The 23,364-nt window shown below is 68.5% G+C and carries 28 protein-coding genes and 1 pseudogene; 2 read left to right on the top strand and 27 right to left on the bottom strand.

Annotated elements, in window-relative coordinates; translation table 11 throughout:
* Positions 1-40 precede the first annotated feature (40 nt).
* Both IE274_RS37120 and IE274_RS37125 read left to right on the top strand, forming a co-directional pair.
* Positions 41-877: a class I SAM-dependent methyltransferase gene (locus tag IE274_RS37120; protein ID WP_229910065.1), complete on the top strand. Its 837-nt coding sequence runs from the start codon at positions 41-43 to the stop codon at positions 875-877.
* Positions 878-921: 44 nt separating this feature from the next.
* Positions 922-1,880: pseudogene (locus IE274_RS37125) on the top strand (NAD(P)H-dependent glycerol-3-phosphate dehydrogenase).
* Positions 1,881-1,967: 87 nt separating this feature from the next.
* Here the strand turns inward: IE274_RS37125 and IE274_RS37130 are convergent.
* From IE274_RS37130 to IE274_RS37255, 27 genes are all read right to left on the bottom strand, one after another.
* Entirely contained in the window at positions 1,968-4,571 is a 2,604-nt protein-coding gene (locus IE274_RS37130; protein WP_190120350.1) for an ATP/GTP-binding protein, read from the bottom strand.
* 79 nt (positions 4,572-4,650) lie between these two features.
* A complete protein-coding gene (locus IE274_RS37135) occupies positions 4,651-5,565 on the bottom strand; it encodes a replication-relaxation family protein (RefSeq protein WP_190120351.1) in 915 nt (304 codons plus the stop codon).
* 413 nt (positions 5,566-5,978) lie between these two features.
* The gene (locus tag IE274_RS37140) at positions 5,979-6,674 is read right to left on the bottom strand and encodes a hypothetical protein (RefSeq protein WP_190120352.1); all 696 of its coding nucleotides are present in this window, start codon (positions 6,672-6,674) and stop codon (positions 5,979-5,981) included.
* Positions 6,675-6,804: 130 nt separating this feature from the next.
* A complete protein-coding gene (locus IE274_RS37145) occupies positions 6,805-7,149 on the bottom strand; it encodes a hypothetical protein (protein ID WP_190120353.1) in 345 nt (114 codons plus the stop codon).
* 52 nt (positions 7,150-7,201) lie between these two features.
* Positions 7,202-7,651: a hypothetical protein gene (locus tag IE274_RS37150; protein WP_190120354.1), complete on the bottom strand. Its 450-nt coding sequence runs from the start codon at positions 7,649-7,651 to the stop codon at positions 7,202-7,204.
* Between the two features lie 115 nt (positions 7,652-7,766).
* Entirely contained in the window at positions 7,767-8,237 is a 471-nt protein-coding gene (locus IE274_RS37155) for a hypothetical protein (protein ID WP_190120355.1), read from the bottom strand.
* Between the two features lie 691 nt (positions 8,238-8,928).
* Positions 8,929-9,435, bottom strand: a complete 507-nt coding sequence (locus tag IE274_RS37160; RefSeq protein WP_190120356.1) for a hypothetical protein — start codon at positions 9,433-9,435, stop codon at positions 8,929-8,931.
* A complete protein-coding gene (locus IE274_RS37165) occupies positions 9,432-10,040 on the bottom strand; it encodes a single-stranded DNA-binding protein (RefSeq protein ID WP_190120357.1) in 609 nt (202 codons plus the stop codon). Before IE274_RS37165 ends, IE274_RS37160 begins: the two co-directional genes overlap by 4 nt.
* Positions 10,041-10,083: 43 nt before the next feature.
* Complete coding sequence (locus tag IE274_RS37170; RefSeq protein ID WP_190120358.1) at positions 10,084-10,584, bottom strand: hypothetical protein; 501 nt, start codon at positions 10,582-10,584, stop codon at positions 10,084-10,086.
* 37 nt (positions 10,585-10,621) lie between these two features.
* Positions 10,622-11,233 (bottom strand): cell envelope biogenesis protein OmpA, encoded by a 612-nt coding sequence (locus tag IE274_RS37175; RefSeq protein ID WP_190120359.1) that lies wholly within the window; start codon positions 11,231-11,233, stop codon positions 10,622-10,624.
* A 68-nt stretch (positions 11,234-11,301) separates the two neighbouring features.
* A complete protein-coding gene (locus tag IE274_RS37180; protein WP_190120360.1) occupies positions 11,302-11,691 on the bottom strand; it encodes a CpaE-like family protein in 390 nt (129 codons plus the stop codon).
* Positions 11,684-11,875 (bottom strand): hypothetical protein, encoded by a 192-nt coding sequence (locus tag IE274_RS37185; RefSeq protein WP_190120361.1) that lies wholly within the window; start codon positions 11,873-11,875, stop codon positions 11,684-11,686. The genes IE274_RS37180 and IE274_RS37185 overlap by 8 nt, the downstream gene beginning before the upstream one ends.
* On the bottom strand, positions 11,875-12,189 hold the full coding sequence (locus tag IE274_RS37190; protein ID WP_190120362.1) for a hypothetical protein: 315 nt from the start codon (positions 12,187-12,189) through the stop codon (positions 11,875-11,877). Before IE274_RS37190 ends, IE274_RS37185 begins: the two co-directional genes overlap by 1 nt.
* Positions 12,190-12,286: 97 nt before the next feature.
* A complete protein-coding gene (locus IE274_RS37195) occupies positions 12,287-12,652 on the bottom strand; it encodes a hypothetical protein (RefSeq protein ID WP_190120363.1) in 366 nt (121 codons plus the stop codon).
* Positions 12,653-12,707: 55 nt separating this feature from the next.
* Positions 12,708-14,210: a ParB/RepB/Spo0J family partition protein gene (locus IE274_RS37200; RefSeq protein WP_190120364.1), complete on the bottom strand. Its 1,503-nt coding sequence runs from the start codon at positions 14,208-14,210 to the stop codon at positions 12,708-12,710.
* A gap of 426 nt (positions 14,211-14,636) precedes the next feature.
* Positions 14,637-14,981 (bottom strand): hypothetical protein, encoded by a 345-nt coding sequence (locus IE274_RS37205; RefSeq protein WP_229910066.1) that lies wholly within the window; start codon positions 14,979-14,981, stop codon positions 14,637-14,639.
* 348 nt (positions 14,982-15,329) lie between these two features.
* Complete coding sequence (locus tag IE274_RS37210; RefSeq protein WP_190120365.1) at positions 15,330-15,950, bottom strand: hypothetical protein; 621 nt, start codon at positions 15,948-15,950, stop codon at positions 15,330-15,332.
* A 331-nt stretch (positions 15,951-16,281) separates the two neighbouring features.
* Positions 16,282-16,761, bottom strand: a complete 480-nt coding sequence (locus tag IE274_RS37215; protein WP_190120366.1) for a hypothetical protein — start codon at positions 16,759-16,761, stop codon at positions 16,282-16,284.
* Between the two features lie 263 nt (positions 16,762-17,024).
* On the bottom strand, positions 17,025-17,621 hold the full coding sequence (locus IE274_RS37220; RefSeq protein ID WP_190120367.1) for a hypothetical protein: 597 nt from the start codon (positions 17,619-17,621) through the stop codon (positions 17,025-17,027).
* 151 nt (positions 17,622-17,772) lie between these two features.
* On the bottom strand, positions 17,773-18,069 hold the full coding sequence (locus IE274_RS37225; RefSeq protein ID WP_190120368.1) for a hypothetical protein: 297 nt from the start codon (positions 18,067-18,069) through the stop codon (positions 17,773-17,775).
* Positions 18,070-18,267: 198 nt separating this feature from the next.
* Positions 18,268-18,597: a hypothetical protein gene (locus tag IE274_RS37230; RefSeq protein WP_190120369.1), complete on the bottom strand. Its 330-nt coding sequence runs from the start codon at positions 18,595-18,597 to the stop codon at positions 18,268-18,270.
* A 64-nt stretch (positions 18,598-18,661) separates the two neighbouring features.
* Positions 18,662-19,195: a hypothetical protein gene (locus tag IE274_RS37235; protein WP_229910067.1), complete on the bottom strand. Its 534-nt coding sequence runs from the start codon at positions 19,193-19,195 to the stop codon at positions 18,662-18,664.
* A complete protein-coding gene (locus tag IE274_RS39880) occupies positions 19,192-19,473 on the bottom strand; it encodes a hypothetical protein (RefSeq protein WP_229910068.1) in 282 nt (93 codons plus the stop codon). Before IE274_RS39880 ends, IE274_RS37235 begins: the two co-directional genes overlap by 4 nt.
* A gap of 111 nt (positions 19,474-19,584) precedes the next feature.
* Positions 19,585-20,067 (bottom strand): hypothetical protein, encoded by a 483-nt coding sequence (locus IE274_RS37240; protein WP_190120370.1) that lies wholly within the window; start codon positions 20,065-20,067, stop codon positions 19,585-19,587.
* A gap of 261 nt (positions 20,068-20,328) precedes the next feature.
* Positions 20,329-21,507: a DUF932 domain-containing protein gene (locus tag IE274_RS37245; protein WP_190120371.1), complete on the bottom strand. Its 1,179-nt coding sequence runs from the start codon at positions 21,505-21,507 to the stop codon at positions 20,329-20,331.
* A gap of 112 nt (positions 21,508-21,619) precedes the next feature.
* On the bottom strand, positions 21,620-22,135 hold the full coding sequence (locus IE274_RS37250) for a hypothetical protein (RefSeq protein ID WP_190120372.1): 516 nt from the start codon (positions 22,133-22,135) through the stop codon (positions 21,620-21,622).
* A gap of 66 nt (positions 22,136-22,201) precedes the next feature.
* On the bottom strand, positions 22,202-22,570 hold the full coding sequence (locus tag IE274_RS37255; RefSeq protein ID WP_190120373.1) for a hypothetical protein: 369 nt from the start codon (positions 22,568-22,570) through the stop codon (positions 22,202-22,204).
* Positions 22,571-23,364 lie beyond the last annotated feature (794 nt).

The following is a 23,364-nucleotide window of genomic DNA, read 5'->3' on the forward strand; positions in this document are numbered from 1 at the left end:
TGCCCGGGACGCGCTCACGACGACGCCGGGCGGTACTCCGGTGATCACCAACCAGTACGACGACATCCGTCACCTGCAGGACGCTTTCGACGCCGTGCACACCGCACGGGCCGCCTCCCGACTCGTCGACGGCCTCTACGCCCAGGCGATGGGCGACGCCTATCCGGTCGAGGTCGCGCCCACCAGCTCCTGCGACTGGCCCCTGCTCGGCACCCTCACCACCAACCTCCGGCTCGGCCCGGGCGACGTACTCGCCGACGTCGGCTGCGGCACCGGTGGTGTCGGACTCTGGCTCGCGCGAGCCCTGGCCGTTCGCCTGGTCGGCGTCGACATCTCACCGGTCGCCGTCCGCCTCGCTGCCACGCGGGCAGCCACCTTCGTCCCACAAGGCCAAGCCCAGTTCCATACGGGCACACTCACCGCGACAGGCCTGTCCGACCGGCACGTCAACGCCGTCATCTGCGTCGACGCGCTATCCCGCGCCGACGACCGCCAAGGCGCCCTGCGTGAGCTGTACCGCATCCTGCGCCCCGGCGGTCGCGCCGTCATCACCCGCGCCACACGCCACGGCGCCCGCGGTCCGCTCACCGTCCACGAGGAGGCTGCGGGGTTCGCCGTCGAACGCGTGGACGTACGCGCGGCCGAGCCGCACATGTGGGGCCGCCTGTACGGGCTGTGGCTCTCCCGCGAGAACGAGCTACGGCGCGAACTCGGCAACCGGGAAGCCGAGCGCATGCTCGCCGAGGCACGCCGCCAACTGCCCCGCCTCCCCGACCGCACCGCCCGCGTGATCACCCTGCAACGACCAGCAGACGGCCGACCCGCGTCGGCCGGTACCCTCCCCGAAACCGCTGTGTACAGGGAGGAATCAGGGTGAGGACTGCAGTCCTGTCGGCCGGATCATGGGGCACCACCTACGCCATGGTGCTCGCGGACGCCGGGAACGACGTCCTCATCCACGCCCGCCGGAAGGAGATCGCGGACGCGATCAACACCCGCCACGAGAACCCCGCGACTATCTGCCCGGCACCACCCTGCTACTCACGGTACGGGCGACAACCGACCCGGCCGTCGCGCTCGCCGAGGCCGACATCGCAGTCCTGTCCATCCTCGCGCAGACACTGCGCGCGAACCTCGCCGCGTGGGCGCCGTTCATCGGCGCCGACACCGTGGTCGTGAGTCTCATGAAGGGCATCGAGACCGACACCGGGCTGCGCATGAGCGAGGTCGTCGCACAGGTCGCCGATCTACCCACGGACCGCGTCGCGGTGCTCTCCGGGCCCAACCTGGCCCGCGAGATCGCCGCCCGCCAGCCCGCGGCTTCGGTCATCGCCTGCGTGGACGAGAAGGTCGCCGAGCGACTCCAGAAGGCCTCCCCGACCTCGTACTTCCGGCCCTACACCAACCCTGACGTCGTGGGCTGCGAGCTCGGCGGCGCGGTGAAAAACGTCATCGCACTCGCTGTCGGACTTTCCAGCGGGCTGGGACTGGGCGACAACGCCACCGCCCTCCTCATGACCCGAGGACTGGCGGAGACCGCACGCCTGGGACAGGCGCTCGGTGCAGACCCGATCACCGTCTCCGGCCTGGCCGGCATCGGCGACCTGGTCGCTACCTGCTCTTCCCCGCTCTCCCGCAACCGTACCTTCGGCGAACACCTGGGCAAGGGCATGACCGTCCGTGAGGCAGCCATCGCCACGTCACAGACTGCCGAGGGTGTGAAGTCAGCCGCAGCCCTTCTCGCGGTGACCCGCCGGCACGGCGTGGAAATGCCGATCACTGAGATCGTGGTCGATGTCATCGACGGCCGGTTGACCGCGCGTGAGGCAGCCGATGTGCTGATGGCCCGCACCCCCAAGGGCGAGCGATACGGAAACTGATCACCGATTGAGCCTGTCGGGTTGTCGACCTCAGCCTTCTTCGACCTGGCGTAGCCGTGTACGGATAGCGCGTCCGCGCACCGGGCTTCATTCGTATCTCATCGACGCGGTCCCGGTGTTGGTCTGGACGCGCTGGGCGAGGAAGGCGCTGACGCGTTCGAGCTGGGCGTCCGCCCGTTCGGTGAGCTGGTCAAGGGGCAGCGCTCCGGCCGTGGCGTGGGCGGCCCGCTCGACGTCGGGGATCTGACGAGGGCGGGCCTGGGCGGCGAAGACGCCATCGAGGTGAGGGCCGCGCAGGGGCACCGGTCCGACACGGCGCCCACGGACGGTCAGTGAGGCGTAGTGCTCGAACCTGTCGAGGGTGGCGACCTGGTCCGCGCTGGGGTTGTCCCCCCACTCCGCGGTAACGGGGGCTATCGCCGTCTTCGAGCCTGCGGCGGTGGCCAGTGTGGAGGCGTTCTGGACCAGGGAATGCCGAACGGGTGCGGGCAGGCGTCCCAGGAGCTGGGTCATGCCGTGGACCTGGACCCGGTACTTGCGGAAGTCCTCGAACATGGCGGCGATCGTCTCGGGGGCCGAGCCGGTCAGCGTGATCAGCTCGTCGAAGTAGGCACGGAAGGCAACCCGCTGGTCCTCGGGGGTGTCGACCCGGGAACGCCCTGCCCGCAACAGGTCGTGGGCGAGAAGGGCGGTGAGCAGACGGTCGGTGGGCCCGTTGCCGGACGTGCACACCCACACGATCATCCGGTGGTCCATCGCCGCGCGGATGTTGTAGCGGCCGACCGGCTGGCCGAGGAACGCTCTGGTCACCGGGTTCATGGCCAGGCGGCCGAGCCCGTTGAGAACGACGGCGAAGGCGTCGGAGGGCAGCGTCGGGAACGTGGTGCGCCACCACGCGAGCGTCTCCTCATCGAGCTCACGAGCCAGGGCCGTGAGCGCCGAGCTGCGAAAGACACCGTCGGTGATGAGTGGCCTGACGTGGAGGAGCGTGGCCTGGTCCTCGGGCCGCCCGGCCCGACAGGCCGCCCGGTTCAGGGCCACCAGCACCGCCAGTGAGGCGGTCAGGATGGTGATCGCGCGAGGGGCGTTCAGGTTGTCCCAGCCCATCGCGGAGGCGTAGGCGTCGGTGGCCGTCTCCACGACCTCGTGAGCGACCTGACCCTGGTGCATGCCCAGCGGATTCCACGACCCCAGCCGGGACGCCGAACCTGTGGTGGTGAGATCAATCAGCGCGAGCCGCCGCATCACGTGGTCGTGGCCGAGGAAGGTCATGGCGCGCGGCCAGGAGTCGCGGTGCGGGTCGATGAACATCAACCCGCCGCCCGCGTGCGCCCAGCCGATCGCCTGGGCGAGCGCCCGCTCCGTCTTGCCGCCGCCGGCCTTGCCCACACCGACCTCGAACAGGGTCTCCTCGGCGTAGGTGGCCACCAGGCGCTCGCGGCCGTCAGCACCCCGGTAGATCCCCTGGAGCAGCAAGTCCGGGTCGCCGAAGGAGAAGGTCGGCAGGTCACCGCCGAGCAGCGGCACACGGCAGTGCACGGTCGGAGGCTTGAGCAATCCGGCAATTTCCTCCAGGCGCACCCAGTTCGGCCGCGGAGGAGCGCAGTGGCCCAACTCCCATCTGCGGTCGAAATGGCCGCGGCTGGGCCAGTGATCGGCTCCCAGCCGCCACGGACCGATCCGCCACCCGAGCATCGACCACCGTGCGCGGCCGCCGAACACGTCCAGCGCCGCCTGTAGCTGAGCCAGCCGCGCCTCGGCGCGCCCCTGGACGTTCGAAGCACACAGCACCAGCAGCTGCACCCGCACCAGGTGGTCGTCCTCGGCGAGCTTGCCCAACGCCTCCGACCGGTCCACCCTGCGCGGCACCGGCGGCATGACCAGCCGCCGCCCGCCACCCCCCGTCTTGCTGCCGCTGACCAACTGCTGCAGATGCCAGGAGAAGGAGTCCTCGATCCGGGTGGCGTCCTTTCGGACCAGCCGGGCCGCGCGCTGTGTCTCCCGGTGCTCCGAGCGCCGTGCGGCTCCCATCAGGTGGATACGGCGGAGCCGCAGCGCCCACTTGGGCGCCCGCTGAACGTCGAGACGGACCTCGGCGAGGTCGCCGAGCTCGGCACGCAGGTCAGACACCGCGTCGGCCAAGGGCTGCAGCGGATCAGGGTCCAAGGGAACCTCCCGCAGCGGCGATACCGGGCTGCCCCGCAGGATGAACTCCGCTCTGACCGTGTGCCTGCGCGGCTCGTCCGTGATCGGCCGCGCCCGGGTGACCGTTACGTTCGGCCCGAAGGGCGTGATGGACAGCAGCCGCTGTGCCCCGGCGGGCCCTTCGATCCGGTAGCACAGCGGGGTGGAGCCATCCGAGCGCAGGCGCACCTGCACGGTCCTCGTACAGCGCGGAGCCCACCAGGGCATGCTCGTCGAGGCGCGCGCGAGCTGAACACCGCGGCGGAAGATCTCCTCCAGGCTCGGATCGAAGTGCCGGGAGGGCACGAGCTCGAGCGCCATCCGCTCAGCCGAAGCCCGCCGCGCGAGCCGACGGCCCACCGACACACCAGCCCCCCAGACCCCGCAGACGGCCAGGGCGAGCACCCACCAGTGCGTGACTAGCCACAACAGGGCCTTGACCAGCCCGGTCAGGGCGCCGGCCACCTGCTCGTCCTGGCTGGTCAGGAGCGACACCGCGGAGGTCAAGCCAGCACCCCGATCGTGAACGGATGTTCCGGACGCTGGGGCGTCACCAGGCCTCTGCGCAGAGGCCGCACAAGCGCGGTCACAGGACGGTCCACGGCCGGGGTTCGCCCCCGGTCAAAGGGACCCACACGGCCAGATTCCCGCCGTTGTGCTCGATCTCCTCCAACACCGCAGCCCCGAGCGGGACGCTGCGTGCGAGGGCCGCGACGAGGGGGTGCTGAGCCACCATGGCCTGAAGATCGCTGATCCGGTTCGCCAGTCTGGTCGGAGAGGCAGCTGTGAGCACGAACAGCACCCGAGGGAAGACCGGATACCAGCGCAGCCATGCAGGGCCCATGGAGGAAGTGCGTCGACGCCCGCCCGGCGGAGCCTCGTACAGGTACAGCCGGGCGTACTCGATCAGCTTCACGGCCAGCCGCTCGCTGGACATGGTGGTGCGGTCGACTTCCACGAACGCGCGCAGCTTCCGCCGCTGCTGCACGTCGGCGACGGTGTAGCGCATGAGGGCGTCGGCCACGAGCCGTTCGCCCTCGCCGATGGAGTGGGCTACCTCCGGGGTCCAGTCCCAGGGGCCGTGCTCGTGTCCGAGACGGCGGGCGTCGGCGGCGAACTGCAGGTGCGTGCGTACGACGGTGAGGGTGTGCGGCGTTTTCAGCGACGCTGCTGTCGTCGACGTGATGGGGTAGGGCGGCCGTCCGCGCAGGGCGGGCAGACCACGGGTCAGCTGGACCCCTGCGGAGGTGAGGTACCAGGCGTTGGTCCGAGACCGGCGGGGCCCCTGCAGCACCGTGCAGTCGACGAACTCGTCGGTGCGCAGCTTGTTCAGGGCCCGTGAGAGCAGCTGTCTGCTGCCGTCCGGCCGCAGCATGCAGCGCAGCTGACTGGTCGTCGTGATGCGGTGCTGGGCGATCGCGGCCAGGATCTGGTGGCTCAGAGGCTCTGCCGGGCTCGGAGCAAGGTCGGAGGTCCGGCGGCCGCGTGTGGTGCTGGTCATCGGCGTTCCTTCGATGCGCGCCTGCCGTGAGGCAGCTGCCGGTTTGATCGACGGCGTCACTCGCACAGGGCGAAGCACACGCCGATGGGCAGGCCGCGCGTCAGGTCGGGAGAACTTCGGGTGCTGATGAGGGAACCTGTCGCCCCCGACCGGATCCCCGACCACAGAGCCCCGACCACGGTTACAAAAAGGGAACAAGCCCATGGTCGGGGTCCTCATTAACTCCCCACGATCCCTGCGTGGGCGGCGGCGCACCGTCTGAAGACGGCCTCCGAGGGCGCTGACGATGGCCGGTCCGCAGCAGCCAGCAGGCTGCTGCGGAACGTGGTGGCGAGCCACGTCATACCGGCCACCGTGCGGCACCCGGCCCGCAAGGGACCAACACCCCGTAACCGGATGCCGCGCTCAAGGGCCTACGATCTGCGGTCGCGCTGATCCTTCTGCTCAAGAATCCGCCGGCGTGTCCAGCGGCGGCGTCCGTCCACCTTGAGTGGCTCGGGTGTTTTGAGCAAGGGCAGGTTGCCCTGGGAGAGGCTGCTGGAGAAGGAGTTGAGGCTCTTGAACCCCAGCAGTGCGGCCGCTTGTGTCGGGCTCAGGAGCTCATCAAGGTCTCCGTCGACGGGGACGTCAGGGAGGGGCGGTGCCGCGCGCTTGACCCCCGAGCGCTGTCCGCTGCCGGGCCGGGTGGCCATCCAGTCCAGCAAGGTCTGCACCCTCCACTGCAACCGCCGGTAGGGCCGCTCGGGCGTACCCAGCTCTTCGACGACGTCCGGCTTGGGGAAGTAGTCGGGGTGGTCGCGGACGTAGGTGGTGACCTGGTTGTCGTTCTTGTAGCCGAGGAACCTGGAGGCCTCCGCCGCGTTGAGCAGTTCCTGCGGATCGCGGGTGGGCGGCGTGTGCTCGCGCAGCCGCGATCCAGGGCGTTTGCTGAACCATTTAGTGACCTTGGCGTGGTCCCACAGGCGGGCGCGGCCGCGGTGGTCGGCTGTTTCGGGGAAGCCGTTCTCGTCGCGGTGGTTGTAGAGATCGCTGACCCGGGCCGACGACATGTTGTGTTCGGCCGCGATGCCGGCAGCGTCGATGAGGCGTGCTGCGGGTCGCGAGGTCATGGTGGAAGGGCCCATCCTGCCGCGGTGGAGCCAGCCTGCCCGACTCACAAACTGCATAATGGCAGGAGTTTGGGGGTGGGGTCCAGAACGCGGCTCAGGAAACTTCCGAACGCCGGCCCTGCACCCGGACTCACGCCTCGGGAATCAGGCAGACTCCGCGGCGCGCAGCGTCTTCGGCCATCTGCGCGTACGCCATAGCGGAAGGGGTCATCTCCCATTCGAGGAGAGCCAGCAGAACGAGCAGTTCGTCGCGTTCCTGCGACGAGTCGTAGGGCAGTCCCGCGCTCACCACCGCTGCGGCCACCTTGCTGTCGACCAGGCCTTCGAAGCGAGTGGTCATACGCCGACGCAGTTCTTCAAAGCCCTGCTGGTAAAGCTCACTGGTCTCTTGCAGCAACCTCAGCAGGTCCTCGTCGTCAGCCCGCGCGGCGGCGGAGACAAGGTCGAGTATGCGCTCCGTGGTCGTCGTCATCATGAGCAGTATGCCTCCGGGCAGGGGAAGGAAATCGGAGGGAAGGACGCGGTGCTCAGCTGCAGCCGTCGCAGGCGGAGTGGGCACCGGCGGCGAGTTCCACCTCCTTGCGCGGCGGGCGGCGCAGTGCCGTGCGTACCTGCTGCCCGAGCAGCTCCATGTCGGGCCCCGTATCGGGGCAGACCACACTGGGAACAGGGGCGGTGGGCTCTCTGCTGGCCTTGGTCAGGTCGGCGATGCGCCAGTCGGCTCTGAAGGTGTCGCCGTGGGCGCCGGGAAACAGCCAGAAGAGGGTCACGCTTGGAGGCGAACACGCACAGCGAACACGAGCACGGCTCGTCCCTCCCCAGTCGCCCGTGCCCGGGGCGGAGTCGTACGTCCAGTGGTGGGTGACCGGTGCGTCCTGGCGCCACTCGCGCACCGAGGCGGTGGACCAGTTCTTGACCGGCAGCCACTCATCGACAATTCGTGCACCGTTGGTGAGGACTGGCTGTGACGTCGTCATTTGGGACCACCATGTTGGCCGGGATTCGACGCGTCCTGTAGTTCGATGACACCCTGAAGCGGCCTCACCACGCTGGCTATTGCAGGCGGCGGGCGGGGCCAGGTCAGGACGTCGTTCAGTTGGCGAAGCAGTTCCGGCCGTCATCCTGGTCCCAAATAACAACGTCACAGCCAGTGAGGACGTTGCGGTAGGCGGAGCAGGAGGCACGGTCGCGGCTCTCATCGGCCCTCAGCACCATCACCTTGAGGATGCGTACGGGTCGGCCGCGTTCTCGGCGCAGCTGCCGCACCGTCGGCGTCCAGGCGCTGGCGATGATGGATTCCTTCGCGTACTTGCGGCAGTACGGGCTGCCCATCCGGGGAAAGCGGCCGTAGGTGGCGATCTCGGCGAGCAGGGAGACGGGCCGCGCGACCTCGATGTGCCGGTGGGCGGGGTCGCCGAGGGCGGCGCTGTGGGAGGCGGCCAGTTCCGACATCGACGGGTAGACGGAACCGTTGAAGGCGACGGCGGGCCATTCCAGCGCTCCGAGCGAGGCGTGGAAGGTGGTGACCCGCTCGCTGACGCCTGCAGCCTGGGCGCTTGTCATGAACTACCACAGCATCACGCTGCTGTCTTTTCCGCCCGTTCTTCCGCCAGTGGCCCGTCAACCGCTCGAGACGAGACCACCTGGGTTCTGCCTGGTGAGGCCTCATGCAGCCCAGAGCTAGAGAAGCAACAGTGCTGTTGCTGAGGATCTCGCTGTTGTCAGAGGTCCAGGGTGAGCATCCAGAGCCCGAGTCGCTCCGCCGGGGTCCCCGGGACCACTTCCTCAAAACCCTGGCGTCGGAGCATCCTTTGGCTAGGAACGTTTCTCCTGTCGACATGCCCCAGGATGACGATGGACTTGCGCGCGGATTCACGCTGAGCCATGTCGTAAAGAGCGTCATCGAACACCTGGTCCGCAACCTTGCCACCCTGATGACGGTGCCGCGTAGCAACCCCAAGCATCAGGAGACCGCGACATGCTTGATCTGGTGCGAGGCGCAAGTCGGGATGAAGGCTCTCGGGTCTTGCGTGTGTGTATGCGCCGACTATCCCTGAGGCGTCCTCAGCGATGCGGAAGCGCTGTCCGAGATGGGCTGATCGGTTGGTGTCGGCCAGGGCGTCTTGGCGGAAGTACTTCTGAACCTCGTTCTCCCAGAACGGGAGACGGCCGTCCGGAGGCCTGCCTTCAGCGCAGGTGAATGTCTGCAGCAGCCTGCGGTCTTGCTTGCCTGGGGTTCTCCAAGTGAAGGAACTCACGGACGAGGCGGCAACTTTCGACGCGGTCCGTCGGCTGCCTCAAGGCGCTCGTTAATCGCCTGCGCCTGCTCCGCAGACATGGGTGATTTGATCTGCTCAATCAGCGGCTTCCCCACGTTCCTGGAGGGACGACGAATTGTGACTGGTGTGATGCGGGGTCGCAGGGGACGAGGAGGGTTGGCGAGGAGGTCATACGACTTCTGGAGCTCGGTGAGTCGTTTGCGTAGCTCCTTGATGCTTTCCTCGTTCTGGAACGTAGCGCCGACCACTGCGCCGATGTCATATCGAGTGATCGCCTGGACCGCGGTTGAGTGGCTAATGCTCCCCAGTTTGTAACGCTGCAAAGCACGAGCCACCCGGACCAATTCTTTGGGGCCAGCAAGGTCCTGCCCCTTCTTGGCGGAGCTGGTGTGCTTGATCAGGTGTGCGCTCTGTGTCCGCCCGCGATCCGCAGCAGCGGGACTGTCCGCTGCGTTGTGGTCCTGCTTCGGGCGTGAGGTCATGTCCTCACGATACTGGTGTGGGCCCTCGGAAGGCAGGCTCGATCTGTCGTCGCCTCACCATGCCGAGCCCAGAGCCCCTTCCTCTTGTTTCGCGGTTTGTCGCTGCTCAGGGCAAGGAGGCCGCCTTCGTGGGAGCGTCGGGTGCGGGGTCGTGGCCTTGCGCCGGTGCGCTGCCGTGCCCACCAGACGGGTGGTGCGCCTGGGGCGGATGCCGGAACGGGCGGGCCGGAGTCGGGCGCGCGGGTCGGGGCTGCGGCGGCGGGGCTGGGCAGGCTCGCCTCGGTGTAGGCGATGCGCTGGCGCAGGCTCAGGCCGAGGTCGTCGACGCTGAGGAAGATGAAGCCGTCCTTGACGTCGGTGAGGCGCCCGGTGACGAGGACGCGGATCCCGTCGATGAGGGATTCGGCGGCGTGGCGCGCCAGATTCCGCCAGGCGGTGCAGACGTACATGATCGGGGCCCCGTCGCGCCACTCCTGTGCAGAGGCGTCCCACCGGGTGGGTACGTCGGTCAGGCGGAACCGGCACACGGTGATGCCGGATTCGGTGAAGCGGCATTCCACGTCTCCGGTGACGGTGCCGGCCGTGTGCGTGACGGACAGGGTCATAAGAACACCTCAAAATCTAGTAATAGTGTGAGTGATGGTGGGGTCAAGCCCTTCTGCGTTGCCTGTACCGCGCAGCCGCGTCATGGACCTCCCGGGCAAGCCGACCCAGGCGAGCCACCAACCGGGAGGCGGGGGACGACGGCTGGTCCACGTCGCTGAACACCACGGTGTCGCCGACTTCCACGGTCAGCGGGACCGCGCCGTCCCGGCGGAGCAGGTGCTCGTCCGTGGTGTCGAGGCGGACCGATACACGCACGCACTCCATGGCCGGGTCCAGGTAGGTGAAAGCCAGGACGCCCGCGACCTCGACGAAGGGCAGCCCGTCGTCGTCGGGATCGGCCATCGGATGAAAGACGGCCGAGCTGTTCGCCTCCGCACAGGTCTCAGCGTCCGGAAAGAAGTCGAAGCGGTCCAGCCACACGTCGAGGATGTCGACGACATCGGCGCCGGGCCACTCGCCGGTGCGCGCCTCAAGATGCCGCAAGTGCGAGTGGAGGTCGATGACGGCCTTGCCTTCGAGCGTGGCGGGGTTGGGTTTGGTCACGGCAGTTCCCTTCAAGAGGTGGTGGGCAGGGGATAGTTCACGGTTCGCAGATCCCGAGGGCGCGCAGGGCCTCCATTAGGTGTTCCTGCCCGGGTGGGATCCAGGCGGTGCGCAGCACCCACTGGCGCAGGATGGGCGCGTCGAGGCTGATGCCGCAGGGCACGGAGGCACGGCCGCCGAGGACGAGGCGGTAATGCTTCGTGCTGATCATCCATGCCTCGAAACGGTCGGCGGGGCTGCCGGTGCGGGAGGCGTGGGCTTCGTCGGGGGACTGCGACGGGCAGGGACAGAGTGGATCGGAACAAGACCGACCAGCCGGGTGGCCGGTCAGGGCGGGCCTGCTCCGGTAGTGCGTGGCGGTGCCGTTGAGCATGGGGCAGTGAGCCACCGTGTACGGGAGGCATTCAGGGTGAAGAGCGGGCTCGGGGGAGTAGCCCCGGGCCACGTCGGCGGGGCTGACGATGAGGAAACAGCGCGTGTCGAGTGGCTGCCCGCAGATTTGGCACAGGCCCCGCAGGAAGGCGGTGCGCGTCAGGTCGGCGTTCAGTGTGCCGAACACGACGTGTCCACTGTGGACGAGGGAGACGTACGGCACCACCAGGCCACCGGCCAGTGGGCGTTGCGCACACCGCTGGGGTATCGAGCACATGGGTCTCCTCCTTCAGGTCAAGGGACTTGAAGGGCGCTGACGTGTAGGCCCGCGTTGTCCTCCGGGTGTCAGCCGACGGCGGTGGGCGGGTCCGGGCGGTCTTCGAGCAGGAGTCCCCAGTCGACGTACCGGCACTCGGTCGCCTCATGCAGACGAAGGAGAAGCCAGCTGGGCGCTTGTTCCGCGGTGAGCACGGCTTCGGCGCCGATGCCTGCGGCGCGGTGGTAGACCGTGGCGTCGTCCAGGGCGGCCCGGATGACGATGAGTCCGCAGCGGCGCGGCGGGTGCCGGGTGGTGAAGGCCCGGAAGCTGCGGTCGTCGAGCAGGACGAGTGGCGCGCTGAGGTATTCCTCGGTGGTGAAGCTCGCGGTCGGCGAGAGGCGCACCGGCACCATGCACGACTGGAGACCGGCCGGGTCGGGGTCGGAACGGTCAGTGATGAGCAGAACGTCAGACATGAGTGGGCGTTCCTCTCTGGGCGAGGGCGAGGGCGAGGGCGAGGGCGAGGGCGAGGGCGAGGGCGAGGGCGAGGGCGAGGGCGAGGGCGAGGGCGAGGGCGAGGGCGAGGGCGAGGGCGAGGGCGAGGGGCTGGGGCACCGTCCGGGGCGGGGGCGGCTGCCTGCCCCGGACGGGAGAGGACATCAGCCGAGTGGGACCAGCACCAGCGCCAGCCGGGCGGTGGGCGGGATGCCCTCCGGGTAGAGCGCGCGCAACTCCTGGTCGTTCGCCAGTTCATGCGCCATCGGGTAGACCTCACCCTTCTGGCTGTCCGGCGAATCCGGTGCGTAGTGGCCGAGGGTGAAGCCGTCGAGCGGGGAGTGCCGGTTGCATTCGCGGTCTTTGGCGAGGACGACGAGCATGTCCCCGGGCAGGCGACGCCAGCCGTCGACCAGGCGGCGCAGTTCGCTCAGGGTGACGGGATCACCGGAAGGGGTGGGCTGAGGGGCGTGGGGCATGACGGCCTTTCATGTCGGGGCCGGGCACGGGGGCGGTTGGTGAGTGCTGGGCAAGCGTCGCGCTGACGTGTGGGTGGGCCAGCGCGGCGCTCTCTGGTCAGCCCTCGATCAACTCCAGACAGGAGATGGGAATGCTGCTGAGCCGGTAGCGCGTGGTGGTCTGGGGAACGCGGTACCTCCTGTGCGACAGGGCGCGCGGCCGGTCCGTGGAGGCCTCGTCGAGCAGGAAGCCCGCTCGGGTGCCGGTGCGGTTGCGTTCCTGGACGGTGCCGGTGAGGCCGCGCAGTACCGCCGGGCTCAGAGTGTCGGTGGTGCGGGCCCGGCGACCGGGAATGACGCCGTCGTACGCGGCCTTGTCGAGCTCGCGAAGGCGCTGGGCGGCGGCTTCCTGGACCTGTGCGACGGAGACCGCGTCGGGCAGTTGCGCGATGAAGCCCGACACGTCCTCGAAGGTGATCGACATGGTGGTTCGCCTCTCGTTGACAGGGGATGGGTGGACCGGCCGGGGCATGGGGCGGTCAGCTTTCAGACGCGGGGCGGTGGCCGATCACCGACTGCTGCTCGACCTCCGATAGCTGGTAACTGCCGTCAGCGGCCTGGCCAAGCGACTCCAGGAGCAGCAGGTAGGACGCGTAGACGGGGCCCGGGGACTCCCACAGGAACCCCGGCTCCATCCGGGCGGCGTCGAAGTGGCGGGGATCGCGGATGGAGTCCTCGAACGCGGCGGCGACCTGGGCGAACAGCGCGTTGGCGAGCCGGTTCTTGGGGAAGGCGGCCGCGACGTCGGCGGCCGACTCCTCTTCGGGGGCCTTGGCGCCCAGCAGCAGGCTCACGGTCTGCGTCTCCTGCTTGGAGGACCACTTTCCGTAGAAGCGCGGAAGCTTCATCAGGATGTGCTGCGCGAACTGCCGGGCCTCCTCGGGCAGCCTGCGGCCGCGCACGAGGCGCTTGACGAACTCCTGCCTCGGCCCGGCGGCGGCCTTCCACGCACGGTTGCACGCCACCGTCCGGGCCCGTTCCGCGGCCTTCTTCTCGTCCGCCTCGGTCTTGGGCTTCTTCGGCTGCGGACGGACCTTGTGGCCGTATGCGGCCGGGTCGGCGCAGTACCAGAGGGGCCGGTGCTCCTCGTCCAGCCGGGCGCGGTGACCGGGGCAGTTGCTGTGGTTGTCCTCGGAGAGCGGGTTGCCGAGGCCGGTGGTGAGGCTGGGCAGCGGCTGTGCGGAATCCTTGTCCCAGGACGGCACCGGCCCCAGCATCGTCACGCCCGCGTCGGCGAGTTCGGCCACGGCCTTCTCTCGGGCCTCGGCGTCGGCCTTCTCGGCGAGCAGCAGCGCCACCTCCTGATCCCAGAAGCCGCGTCCGCCGCCGCCCTCCTCCTGGTCGCGGGCGTGCGCGCTCATGAGTCGGCCCTCAGCACCGCGCACGTCCGTGAACTCGGCGAGCTGCGCGGTCTGTTCCAGGTCCATTCCTCCGGCCGCCGCCCGGCGCAGTGCGGCGTCGTCGAGCTGCTGCGCCGCCTTGGCGTGTTTGGCCGCGTTGGGGCTCACGCCGAGGGCCTTGGTAGCCCGGCGCCGCTCGACGTCGCTCATGGCGATCAGGGCGAGTTCTTCGGAGCGCAGGGTGTCCCGCTCGCTCATGCTCGCGCGCTGCTTGTTCTCGATCACGGACAGCAAGCGGGTCCAGGCGTCATTGCCGACGAGGTCCGCGCGCACCCATGCCTTGACCGTGCGTACCGGGCGGCCGTCTGCCTCGGCGGTGTAGTTGGCGATCTGCGCCGCCTGGGCGCGCCGCCAGCCCTTGAACGCCGCGAATGTGCCGTCGGGCCGGGGCCGGACGCTGATGGCGTCCTCGACTCCGATTTCCTTGACGGAGTTGATCAGTTCCTCGTCCGGCTCGGGGTCCTCCTCGCGGGCGTTGCACGGATCGCGCACGATCATCGCCGGGTCCAGCTCGGCGAATTGCGACGAGGCTTCCTCCTGCGTGACGGGCTGGTCTGCCGTCGTTGAGGGGGCGGTGGGCATGGGGCGCTCCTTTCTGCGTGCCTGAACGGTGAGTTGAAGGGCGGGGCCCTCACTCCTATATCTCATAATAGTGTGAGTCCATGTGGTGGCTAGGTGCCTCTGAACTGCGGAAATGCGATGTCAGGCAAGGGAGCTGCGCCCCGGAGGGCCGGGTAAGGGGCGAGCGGGCAGTGTCCCAGGCTCCGCAGAACGTCGGCGATGTGGTGCACGTCGCCGGGGCCGCTGCCCGGCGGGCGCGTGGAGGTCTCGATCTCCTCCCCCTCGTTCCAGGTGGCCCCCTTACCGGCGAGGAACTGGTCAACCGGCGGCGTGCGGTCAAGGCGACCGCAGGGCGGCAGCGAGCCCGTGCAGGGATCGGGTGTGACCAGGAACGCCGGGGACTCCTCTCTTGCGAACCGCCCGGACGGGAGCGGCCCACTGGGGCGGTCAGGGCTGGACACTGATGGCGGGATCGGCTTCGAGGACGGCGATCGCGGCACGGATAGCGGCCCGCGTCTCCGAGCTCGGCACCGAGTAGGGGAAGTCCAGGGCGCGGACGGCGTCGTCGAGGTGGTCGTCCGGCATCGGGAGCCTGTGGCCGCAGCGGTACAGGGCGATCCCGGTCGCGGCCGCGACCCGGCCCCGGTTGTAGGCGATGGCCTCTGCCGCAGTGGCGTTGGTGCCGAGCGCTTCCAGGGCGGTGGGCGGCAGTGCCGCGATTCCGGCGGTGAACGGGCGGGTGGCAAGGTGGAGGCGGGCGGTGCGGCGCAGGGCGCGGCTCAGCAGGCGCAACAAGGCTTCTCCAGCGGGGTTCGGGGTGGGTGCGACGAGGGGCATCGGCCGTCTTTGCACGGCGGGCGCGTTGCGCGGTCGCCCGCCGTCAGGGCTGGTCAGGCGTAGTGCTGGCGGGAGTCGAACCCGCGACCTCAGGACTTATAAGATCCGCGCTCTTCCGGCTGAGCTACAGCGCCGTGGCGTTTCGGTAGGGCGGACCGCGCCCTCCGGCAGGACCCGGTCTGCGGGCAGCGGTTGCGTATGCCTCGCGGGCGGTGGGGCGCCCGCGCCGCGCCCTGTCGCGGAGGGAAAACAGGGCGCGGCGGCCGTGCCCGGCGGGCTTCGGCGGCATGCGATCCGCCTCGGCTATGCCGTGACGCTGGCTTCCGTGGGCGTCCCCACCGTGGCGGCACCTGTTGTGGCTTCCTGGATCAGGGCGTCTAGGGCGGCATCCAGGCGCCACTTGGAGTCCGACGTCAGGTGACAGCAGCCCTCCTGATCGAGCAGTTCGAAGACTGCGCGCCGGGCCGGGCTCTGGGGCTTGCGGTGTGGGATGACTCCGGCTTCGGCTGCCTCCCACCTGTAGTCCTCCCAGGCCCCGCAGAAGTCGTGTTCGTCCGCCAGGCGGTCGAGTTCGCCGATCGTGGCAGGGAGCGCGGTGAGGACTTGCCGGGCTTCCCTGGCGTATCGGGTGCAGTTCTCGGCGATCCACTTCACGAGCGGATCACTGGAGGCCGCAAGGGTGCTCCATGCCGCCCTCTCGCCCTTGGCCTCTGCCACGTCAGCCTTCGCCATCTCCTCAGCGAAGGCGTCGAGCTGGCGGCGGCACTCGGCGGCGCCGTGCGTGCCCGTGGGGTCGCCGAACCTCTGGGGGTACTTTTCGGCCGCTGCCTGGCCTGCCGCTTTCCGGACCGCCCTGAGAGCGTCGAGCGTCTCGCAGAACGTCCGTACGTCCGGCAGCATCTTCCGGGCTTCCTGCTCTGTCATGATCCTGCCTTTCCGTGGGTCACGGCTGACGGCGCTCCGCTGGCGGCCCGTGCGCAACCAGGTCCGCACGCCCGCGCAAGCGGAACGGTGCCGGATGTGGGGACGCGGGCTCACGGGAGCCTGAAGGCGAACCCGCACGTCTGGAGAAGGGGGGTGCCCTCTCGGCGAGTTGGGGCCGGGTGAGGGAGGGGCTGGATGGCCACCCCTTCACAACTCTCATAATAGTGTGTCCATGGTGAGTGTGAACCCGCCTCTGACCTGCATGTTTCCGCCTTCCGAGGGCCGTTCGGCGGGTGTCCGTCGAACCGCGATGAGGCCCCGCGCATGCGGGTCACGGTGAGCGCGGCGCGTAGTCGGCCAAGGACTTGGGCACGCGGTCCACTTGGGTGTAAATGCCCTCAAGGCCGCAAGGGGCCACGATTCCCCAGGTGAAGGTGAGCGCGTCAGCATGAAACCGTCCGTGCCGGGGATGCGGGCGCAGGAGGCCGACGCCGTAGAAGTCCAGCGTCCCGTCCAGAAAATGATCCTGGAGCTCGCGGGGAACGGTCGGCCCGTATTTCTCCCGCCGCTCGTCGAGCACCACGCCGAACACCGGACTGCGGTCTTCCTGCTCGCGACGGTAGAACGTCCGCCACCCGGCGATGTCCGCCATGGCCTCGGAGCGACTGGAGCGGGTGTTCAGGTAGCGGACGCCGTCCCGATGGGCGGGGATGTCGTCGGCGTCGAACAGCCACGCCTCGGTGAGCAGCTGCGCGCCGGCACCGACCCCCGCGTGCCGACTGCGCAGAAAGCCGAAGGGCTCACCGTCCACGGGGGCAAGGTGGCGCTCGGTGCAGGGCCCGCAGGCCACACCCGCGTGCGGCAGGAGCCGCTGGAGCCGCGGCCAGCGGGCGAAGCCCGATCCGCAGGTGCAGCAGGTGTACACCTTCCACTTCGAAGGCTCGTCCACGGCAACGGCGTGACAGCGGGGGCAGCGGTGCGCTTTGTCGGAGTTCCACTTGATGATCACCTGTTCTCCTTTCGGGCGCTGGGCATAGGCGATCGCCGGACGGGATGCGGGATCGGTCGATCGGCTCAGCCCGCATCCGGGTCCTCCACGTCCCTGCTGTAGGCGCCCAGCACGGCGATCGCAGTTTCGGGACGGCAACCCAGCTCGAGGCGGACCCAGTCCCCGGACGGCCCCACCAGCGCGTTCAGGACGAGGTGGGAGATGTCGCCCCAGGTGATGGCGGTGAACTGTCCGTCGTCCTCGGTGGTGCGCGCGTGGGGGAGCATGGCGGCGACGGCATCGGCCACGGTGCGACGGTCACTCTCCTCGCGTCGAGCCTGCGCGGCACGCTCGGCGACTTCCGCCATGGCCGCGTCGTGCAGCGGGTAGAGGCGTCGCTTGATCTCACGTGCCACATGTACGGCGCTGCGGGCCGTGATGCTGATCGTGGGAGCCGCCCGCCCGGAGCCTTCCGGGAGCAGAGCGCAGATCGCCAGGCGCTCGGGGCGGCGGGGGTCCGGCATCCACAGGCGCAGTCCCCGGCCGTTGTCGTCGACGATGAGGCGCCGCAGGTCGCCCCCGGAGCAAGGGAGATGATCCGTCCGGCAGTGCGTGCCCAGCTTGCGTGCCACCGAGTCGGCGAGCGCGTCCAGTTGCTCTTGGGGTGTCAACTCCTGCTGCATAGCGGCCTCTTCACTCGTGCGATGGGATGGTGTGACGGAGCATGCGGCTACGGATGCCGTACGCGGCGTGGCTGCGGATACCGCCCCCGCGGAGTGCAACCGGTGGCGCCGGGAGAGGGCGCCGATGCACACCACGACGGCGATGGGGCTCTCACTTGGGGGAGGAGCGGATGAGATCCGCGAGTCCTCCGGCGGTCATGACCCGGTCGGTGCGGTGGTAGGTCTCCGCGCACGCGGCCTGCCAGAGGTGCAACGGCTTCGACGGGACGATCTGGTTGCTGGTGGCCGGACTGATGGACCACTCGCGTCCGTGGGGACCGGTGACGGTGTACGTGAGGAACTCGGGCGCGTCCTGACGGCCGTTGTCCTTCCAGTCCAGCCCGGCGCCGTCCAGAGCGTAGGTCAGGTAGGCGCAGCGCTCGGGCGTGATGTGGTGGAACGCGGCCATGGTCGAATCCCTTCGTCAGCTCCTGGTCCGAACGGAAGCGGCCCCTGAGGGAGGAGGAGGGCAGAACTTCCGGCACATCAAATAATAGTGTGTTTTATTCTTCTGTGAACCCTCCCCTGGCCTGCCCATTCCCGCCACATGTACGGGAACCTCGAACCACCGAAACCACGAAGGGCAACAGCAGGGGCGCGGCCCTCGCTACGAGCGCGAATCCGGGCCGACAGCCCACAACCAGGTGGCGAACTCGACAGCCACACAACCGCCCGACTCCACGACATCCCAGCAACCGACGGTGCGCCACCCTGAGGCACGCAGGAGCGCTTCCGCCTCGGCCTGGGCGCCACTCGTATCGTTGTCAGCGTGGCGGGTGCCCGTGAGAGCGTGGAACACCTGCCGGTCGGTTGAGACCCACACCGTGCTCCCCGCGCCGTCGTCGACCCGTTCGTCCCTGAGAACGGTGAGGTCGCAGAATTCGCCATCGAGGAACAGAGGGCCGGTGGTCAACCAGGCCGTAAAGTGGCCATCCATTGCCGCCCCTTCGACTGAACCGAGCGCGAGAGGAGCCCAACCGGCATCCGGGAGCGAGCACTCATCAGGCATCGCGCTCCGCCCCGGCACACGCTCGTCTCCCGTGCCGCTGGGCGCGCAGAGAGACCACCTCGGCCGCGAAACGGCGAACCCGTTCACGCTCCTTGCCCGCCTGGTCCCGAAAGTACGCGACTTCCCACTCCAGTACACCCACCCTGCGAGCCAGCGAACCAGGGACATCGGCCAGCATGAGCAGCACCACCACGTGAGGGCGCGCAGTGAACCACCGAGCGGCCGCCCACCAGTCCGCTACGGCAGCCGGTCGCTGCCGCTCTGCCGAGCGCAACGTCGCCTCGTAGCGCGCGGCCTCGTTCCGTGAGGAACCGACCGACCAAGTCAGGAAGCGCAGGAGGACGGGTGTATCCCGCTTCCGCGAGAGACCCAGGATGACCGGCAGGTCCTCGCGCTGCGCCCCGCTGTCGGCACACGCTCGCAGAACGGACGTGAGGCTCGCTGCTGTCTTGGCCGAAGGAGGCTGTTCGTTCGCCGACGTCAGCGGGCTGGCCCACACGAACTGACGGTGGGCGGTGAGGGTCACGCTGCCGCGATATCTGACGCGGCCGCGGGTGAGCTGCGGCAGGGCGTGATCAACAGGGGCATGGTGGAAGGAGTTGACGGGCCCCAGGCATGCACGGATGGCGGTGAACTGATGGCGGTGAACTGATCCCAGTGGCAGGGGTCGTGCGTGCCCGTGAGGTGCACGCTGCCGCGCAAAGCCCCGGTCAGGGTGAACACGACAGCATCGCCCACCCGGGGCTCGACGCTCGCGTGCACAGCGCCCGAAGGCGTCTCGATGATCAGGGGATGACCGGTCACAGGTGAGGCTCCTCGCGGACTTGAGCATGGCGGAGGTAGATGCCGCCCGGCTCTGCCCCCAGGGAAAAGGGGGACACCGGGCGGCACGTGCAGCCAGGAGCTGAGGGATGCTCAGAAGAGGCTGAGATCCGGAACGTCCGGCGCTCCGGCTGCCTGCTCCGGCGGCTCCGGGGCGAAGGAACGCAGTGCATCCTCCTGCTGCATGGCATCCAGCCATCCGTCCACGACACGCCACCCGCGCACGACCGGACGCCCCTCGTCCTCAGTGCGCACCATGAGGACGGCGTGATCGGTGGAACTGCCCTCAAAGGCCGCGACCAGTACCGTCTGCACGGCCAGGAAGTCGTAAGGGTCAGCGTCCACGTGGAGGTCGGGCACCGTGGTGAGGGAGACGGCCACGCTGGCCACAGCCCGGCAGCCGTCAAAGAGCTGGGTCGCGACGCCGAGCCGGTGGCATCCGGCACCCAGCACGCTGAAGAGGCCTGCGAGCGCATCGAGGACGCGGTGACGGGCTGCCCTGATCGCATCATCCCCGGGATAGAGCATGACGGGTCGGCTGTTGTCCAAGGGCTGACTGTCCGTGGGGTTCGGCATGACGACCTCCTCAGAGGGCGGTGAGTCCAGGGGCGGTGAGCTGGTGCCGGAAGGCGTGAGGCGCGAACGCGCCTGACGACGACTGGTGAGTGAAGACACAGGTGGTCTCGGAATCGGCTGTCTGTCCTGCGGCTGCTGACCGAGCGGCGGGCAGGCCGGCCCGCCCGGCCGCACGCGGCGACGGGCACAACGTCCTGTTCGGGGCCGGGGGACCCGTGCGGGCCGGGCTCGGGGAAGTTCCCGGCCCGCACGGGGGCTTGATCAGCCGTGCTGGGCGGCGACCGTAAGCGCGGGCAGCGCGTGCGCTTCGAGGGCGGCGGCCTGATCGGCATCGGAGAGCGTCTGAGCGGCAGACGTCACCGCCTGCATGACACCCCCGGCGGTCATCTGCCCACCACGCACGAAGTGGGAAAGGATGAGATCCTTCGTCTCCGCGCTGATGCTAAGGGCCTTGGTGACGTCCTCGATGGCCTTCGTCGGCTCGGCGAGTTCCTTCCCGGCGGCTGTCTCGATCTCCGCGACCTTCGTCCGCACATAGTCTTCGGACAGGAAGGTGCGCACAGCATCGGTCACCTTCGACGTGATCAGGGCCAGCGTCCGGGTCTGTGTCTCGTCAGACCACGAGATCACTCCCTCATCCTGCTTGCCCCCCAGGTGCACGGCCCGCATGACGTCCTTGGCCACAGTCAGGCCGTTGGTGCAGACCTGGAAGACGGCTCGCGGGGTGATGGTGCACGCGCCTGCACCCACCTCACTGTTGCTGATGACAAACCCCGCCGAGACGAGCGGCAGTTCATCACCGCTGGCGCCGTTGAAAGGCGAGCGGTAGCCGCGCAACAGCTCTCGGGCCTGCACCGCCACTAGCTCGGATTCCACCCGCACGTACATGCGGCGGTTGGTGAGGTCGCATCCGGTGATCTGGACGGGGTGCCCGGAGTTCTGCACCCCTTCCAGGGCGGCGAACAGAAGATCGGCGTTGTCGATTCGCTTATAGCTGTCCGACAGCAGTGCGCGGGCGACCCCCTCGCCGGGAGCTGCTTCGGGCGGCTGCTCTCCCCGGAACGCCCGCAGCATGAAACGGCGCTCCGGCTCCTGCCTGAGCCACTCGTTGATGTTGCTGTCCAGGAGCGGGACGTTCTCGGTGCGCATGCGCCGCAGGTAGGCGATCGGGATGCGCAGCTTGTCGGCGATTCCCTCGTCCGCGACGGCGGTGGGGCGGTAGATGCCATCCGCCCTCGTGACTCCGGTGTCCGTGATCATGGCCTCGACACCCTGCACGACGATCTGACCCTGCTGGGCCCGCATCGCGGACGCGGGGAGTACGACGTCGAGCTTTCGGGCCTGCTGGCTCTCAAGGAGCGCGTAGAGGTCGTTGAGGTTGGCGTTTCGGGCGCTGTCCGGCTCAGTGCTCATGGCGCGCTCGGCGAACTGCTGAGTCATGGCGTCCCCTCGTCGTTGGATTCTGCGGGCCCGGGGGTGGGGCCACCACCCCCGGGCAACTTCCATAATAGTGTGTCTTGGTGGGGCGTGAACCCACCCCTGACCTGCACACCTACAGAGCCAAGTACTCCGCCAACGGCGTCAGACTCCGACGTCGCACGTGTGTGAGGACCGGCGCACCCAGAGGCGAACCGATCGACCGCAGTTCATACCGAACCACCCGGGCCGATCCCTCCTGCTCCCACGATCCGTCGAAGCGGAAGCCGCCGACCCAGTACTCACCATGACGGGTAGTCAGGCTGCCGTGGTACCTGACCTTCTGCCCGAGTACCAGATCCGGAATGGCCGATTCCGTGTCCCGAAGCTGACTCAGCAGGCCCAGCGCGGTGATGATGTCCGCACGGCTAACCGGGACGCCAGCCACTGCCAATCCGGTGTGCCCGGACCGCACTGCCATCGCAAAGCACACTTCCACGAGCGGCCCCACCATCGCCAGTACCCCCGCCGAAGCCCTTCGGTCTTCGGCGGCACCCTCGACCCGCGTAAGAGCACGCAGGACGCCACGCGCCTGCTCCTGCTCGTCCTGAGTCACCGGCGCCTCGGCGCTAATGACTTGCGTCTCGTCCATGACCTTCCCTCTCGCCTCGAACTGCCGGAGAACGGAGCGTCCCCGAATCGGGACGCCCCGTAGGAGCTATCCCAGGTATCCGCGCGTGCTGAGGAATTCAGCAGTCATGTGTGCGATGCCCTGGGGTTTGTAGAGCTGAGGGAACCGCAGCATTTCCACACTCGTACGCCCCGCCCTGTCCGGCTCGACGAGTTCTCGAACCAGCCGGTACGGGCCGTCACCAAAAGGAACCTCAAGGACGACCGCCCCGTGCTTCGTGTCGAACCGAATTCCGGTGTAGTTCGCGTCGATGTTGTGCACGATCTTTGCGTCTGCCCTCTGGCACAGAAGGGGCAGAAAGTTTGCGATCGACCGTGCCTGGATAGCACGATGGTTCATAAGTGCCTTGTCGCCCGGAATGCGGTGCACAATCCCGTCAGAGATCTGGATTTCCACGACTTCCCCTCTGCTGGTTGCTGCGGTTCCCGGGGTCGCCCCCCAAGATGTCAAATAATAGTGTGAGTGGCGTCAGCAGGGAACCCCCGTGCACGGAATGTTGCGAGTGATGTTGCGTTAGCAAGTTGCGCTAGAAGTTGCGCTAGAGGTTGCGGAGCATGCCTCTAGCGAACCCAGAACGGCCTGCTCAGTAGCTATTCCTGGATGTGGTAGGGGTGGCGACTTCCCCTCTGCTGCCACTGCTTCCGCGCTAGTTGGGGGTGGGTGGGTGCGGGCGTGTTCAGGTGGCGTGTCGGGGTGCGGGATGGACCCTAGGGGTGTTGCGCGTCGGCTGGGCCGTCGCGCTGGGGGTGGTGTGGGGGCTGGGCGGCCGGAGGCTGCGTCTGGGTTGGGCCCGGAGGGCTCAACCAGCATGGTTTCCCGGGGGTTCTGATTTCCCGGGAAACCTCGTAGGCTGTTGTCCTACGGAATGGAATTCCGTAGGACAACAGCGGGGCATGGAATGCCCTCCCGGAACACTAGCTAAACAGCTAGACCACGATGCGGAACCAGAATTGACGGGACGTCAATTCCCGGAATTCTAAACCCTGTTGGAAATTTGAGAGAATTCTTAAGCTCGCCCAAGAAATAACCCCTTATTCTCCTTTCGGCCGGAGGCCGAACAGGTTATGGGGAATGGCCGGAGGCGAATTCCCATAACTTCCGCCGGAGGCGGGCAGTTTCGCGCGGGGACGCGCGAAACGAAGCGTCCGGAGGACGCGGAGTATTCGGCTGCCGGAGGCAGAGCGAAGCGG

The organism is Streptomyces flavofungini (assembly GCF_014650815.1).
Taxonomy (GTDB): Bacteria; Actinomycetota; Actinomycetes; order Streptomycetales; family Streptomycetaceae; genus Streptomyces; species Streptomyces flavofungini.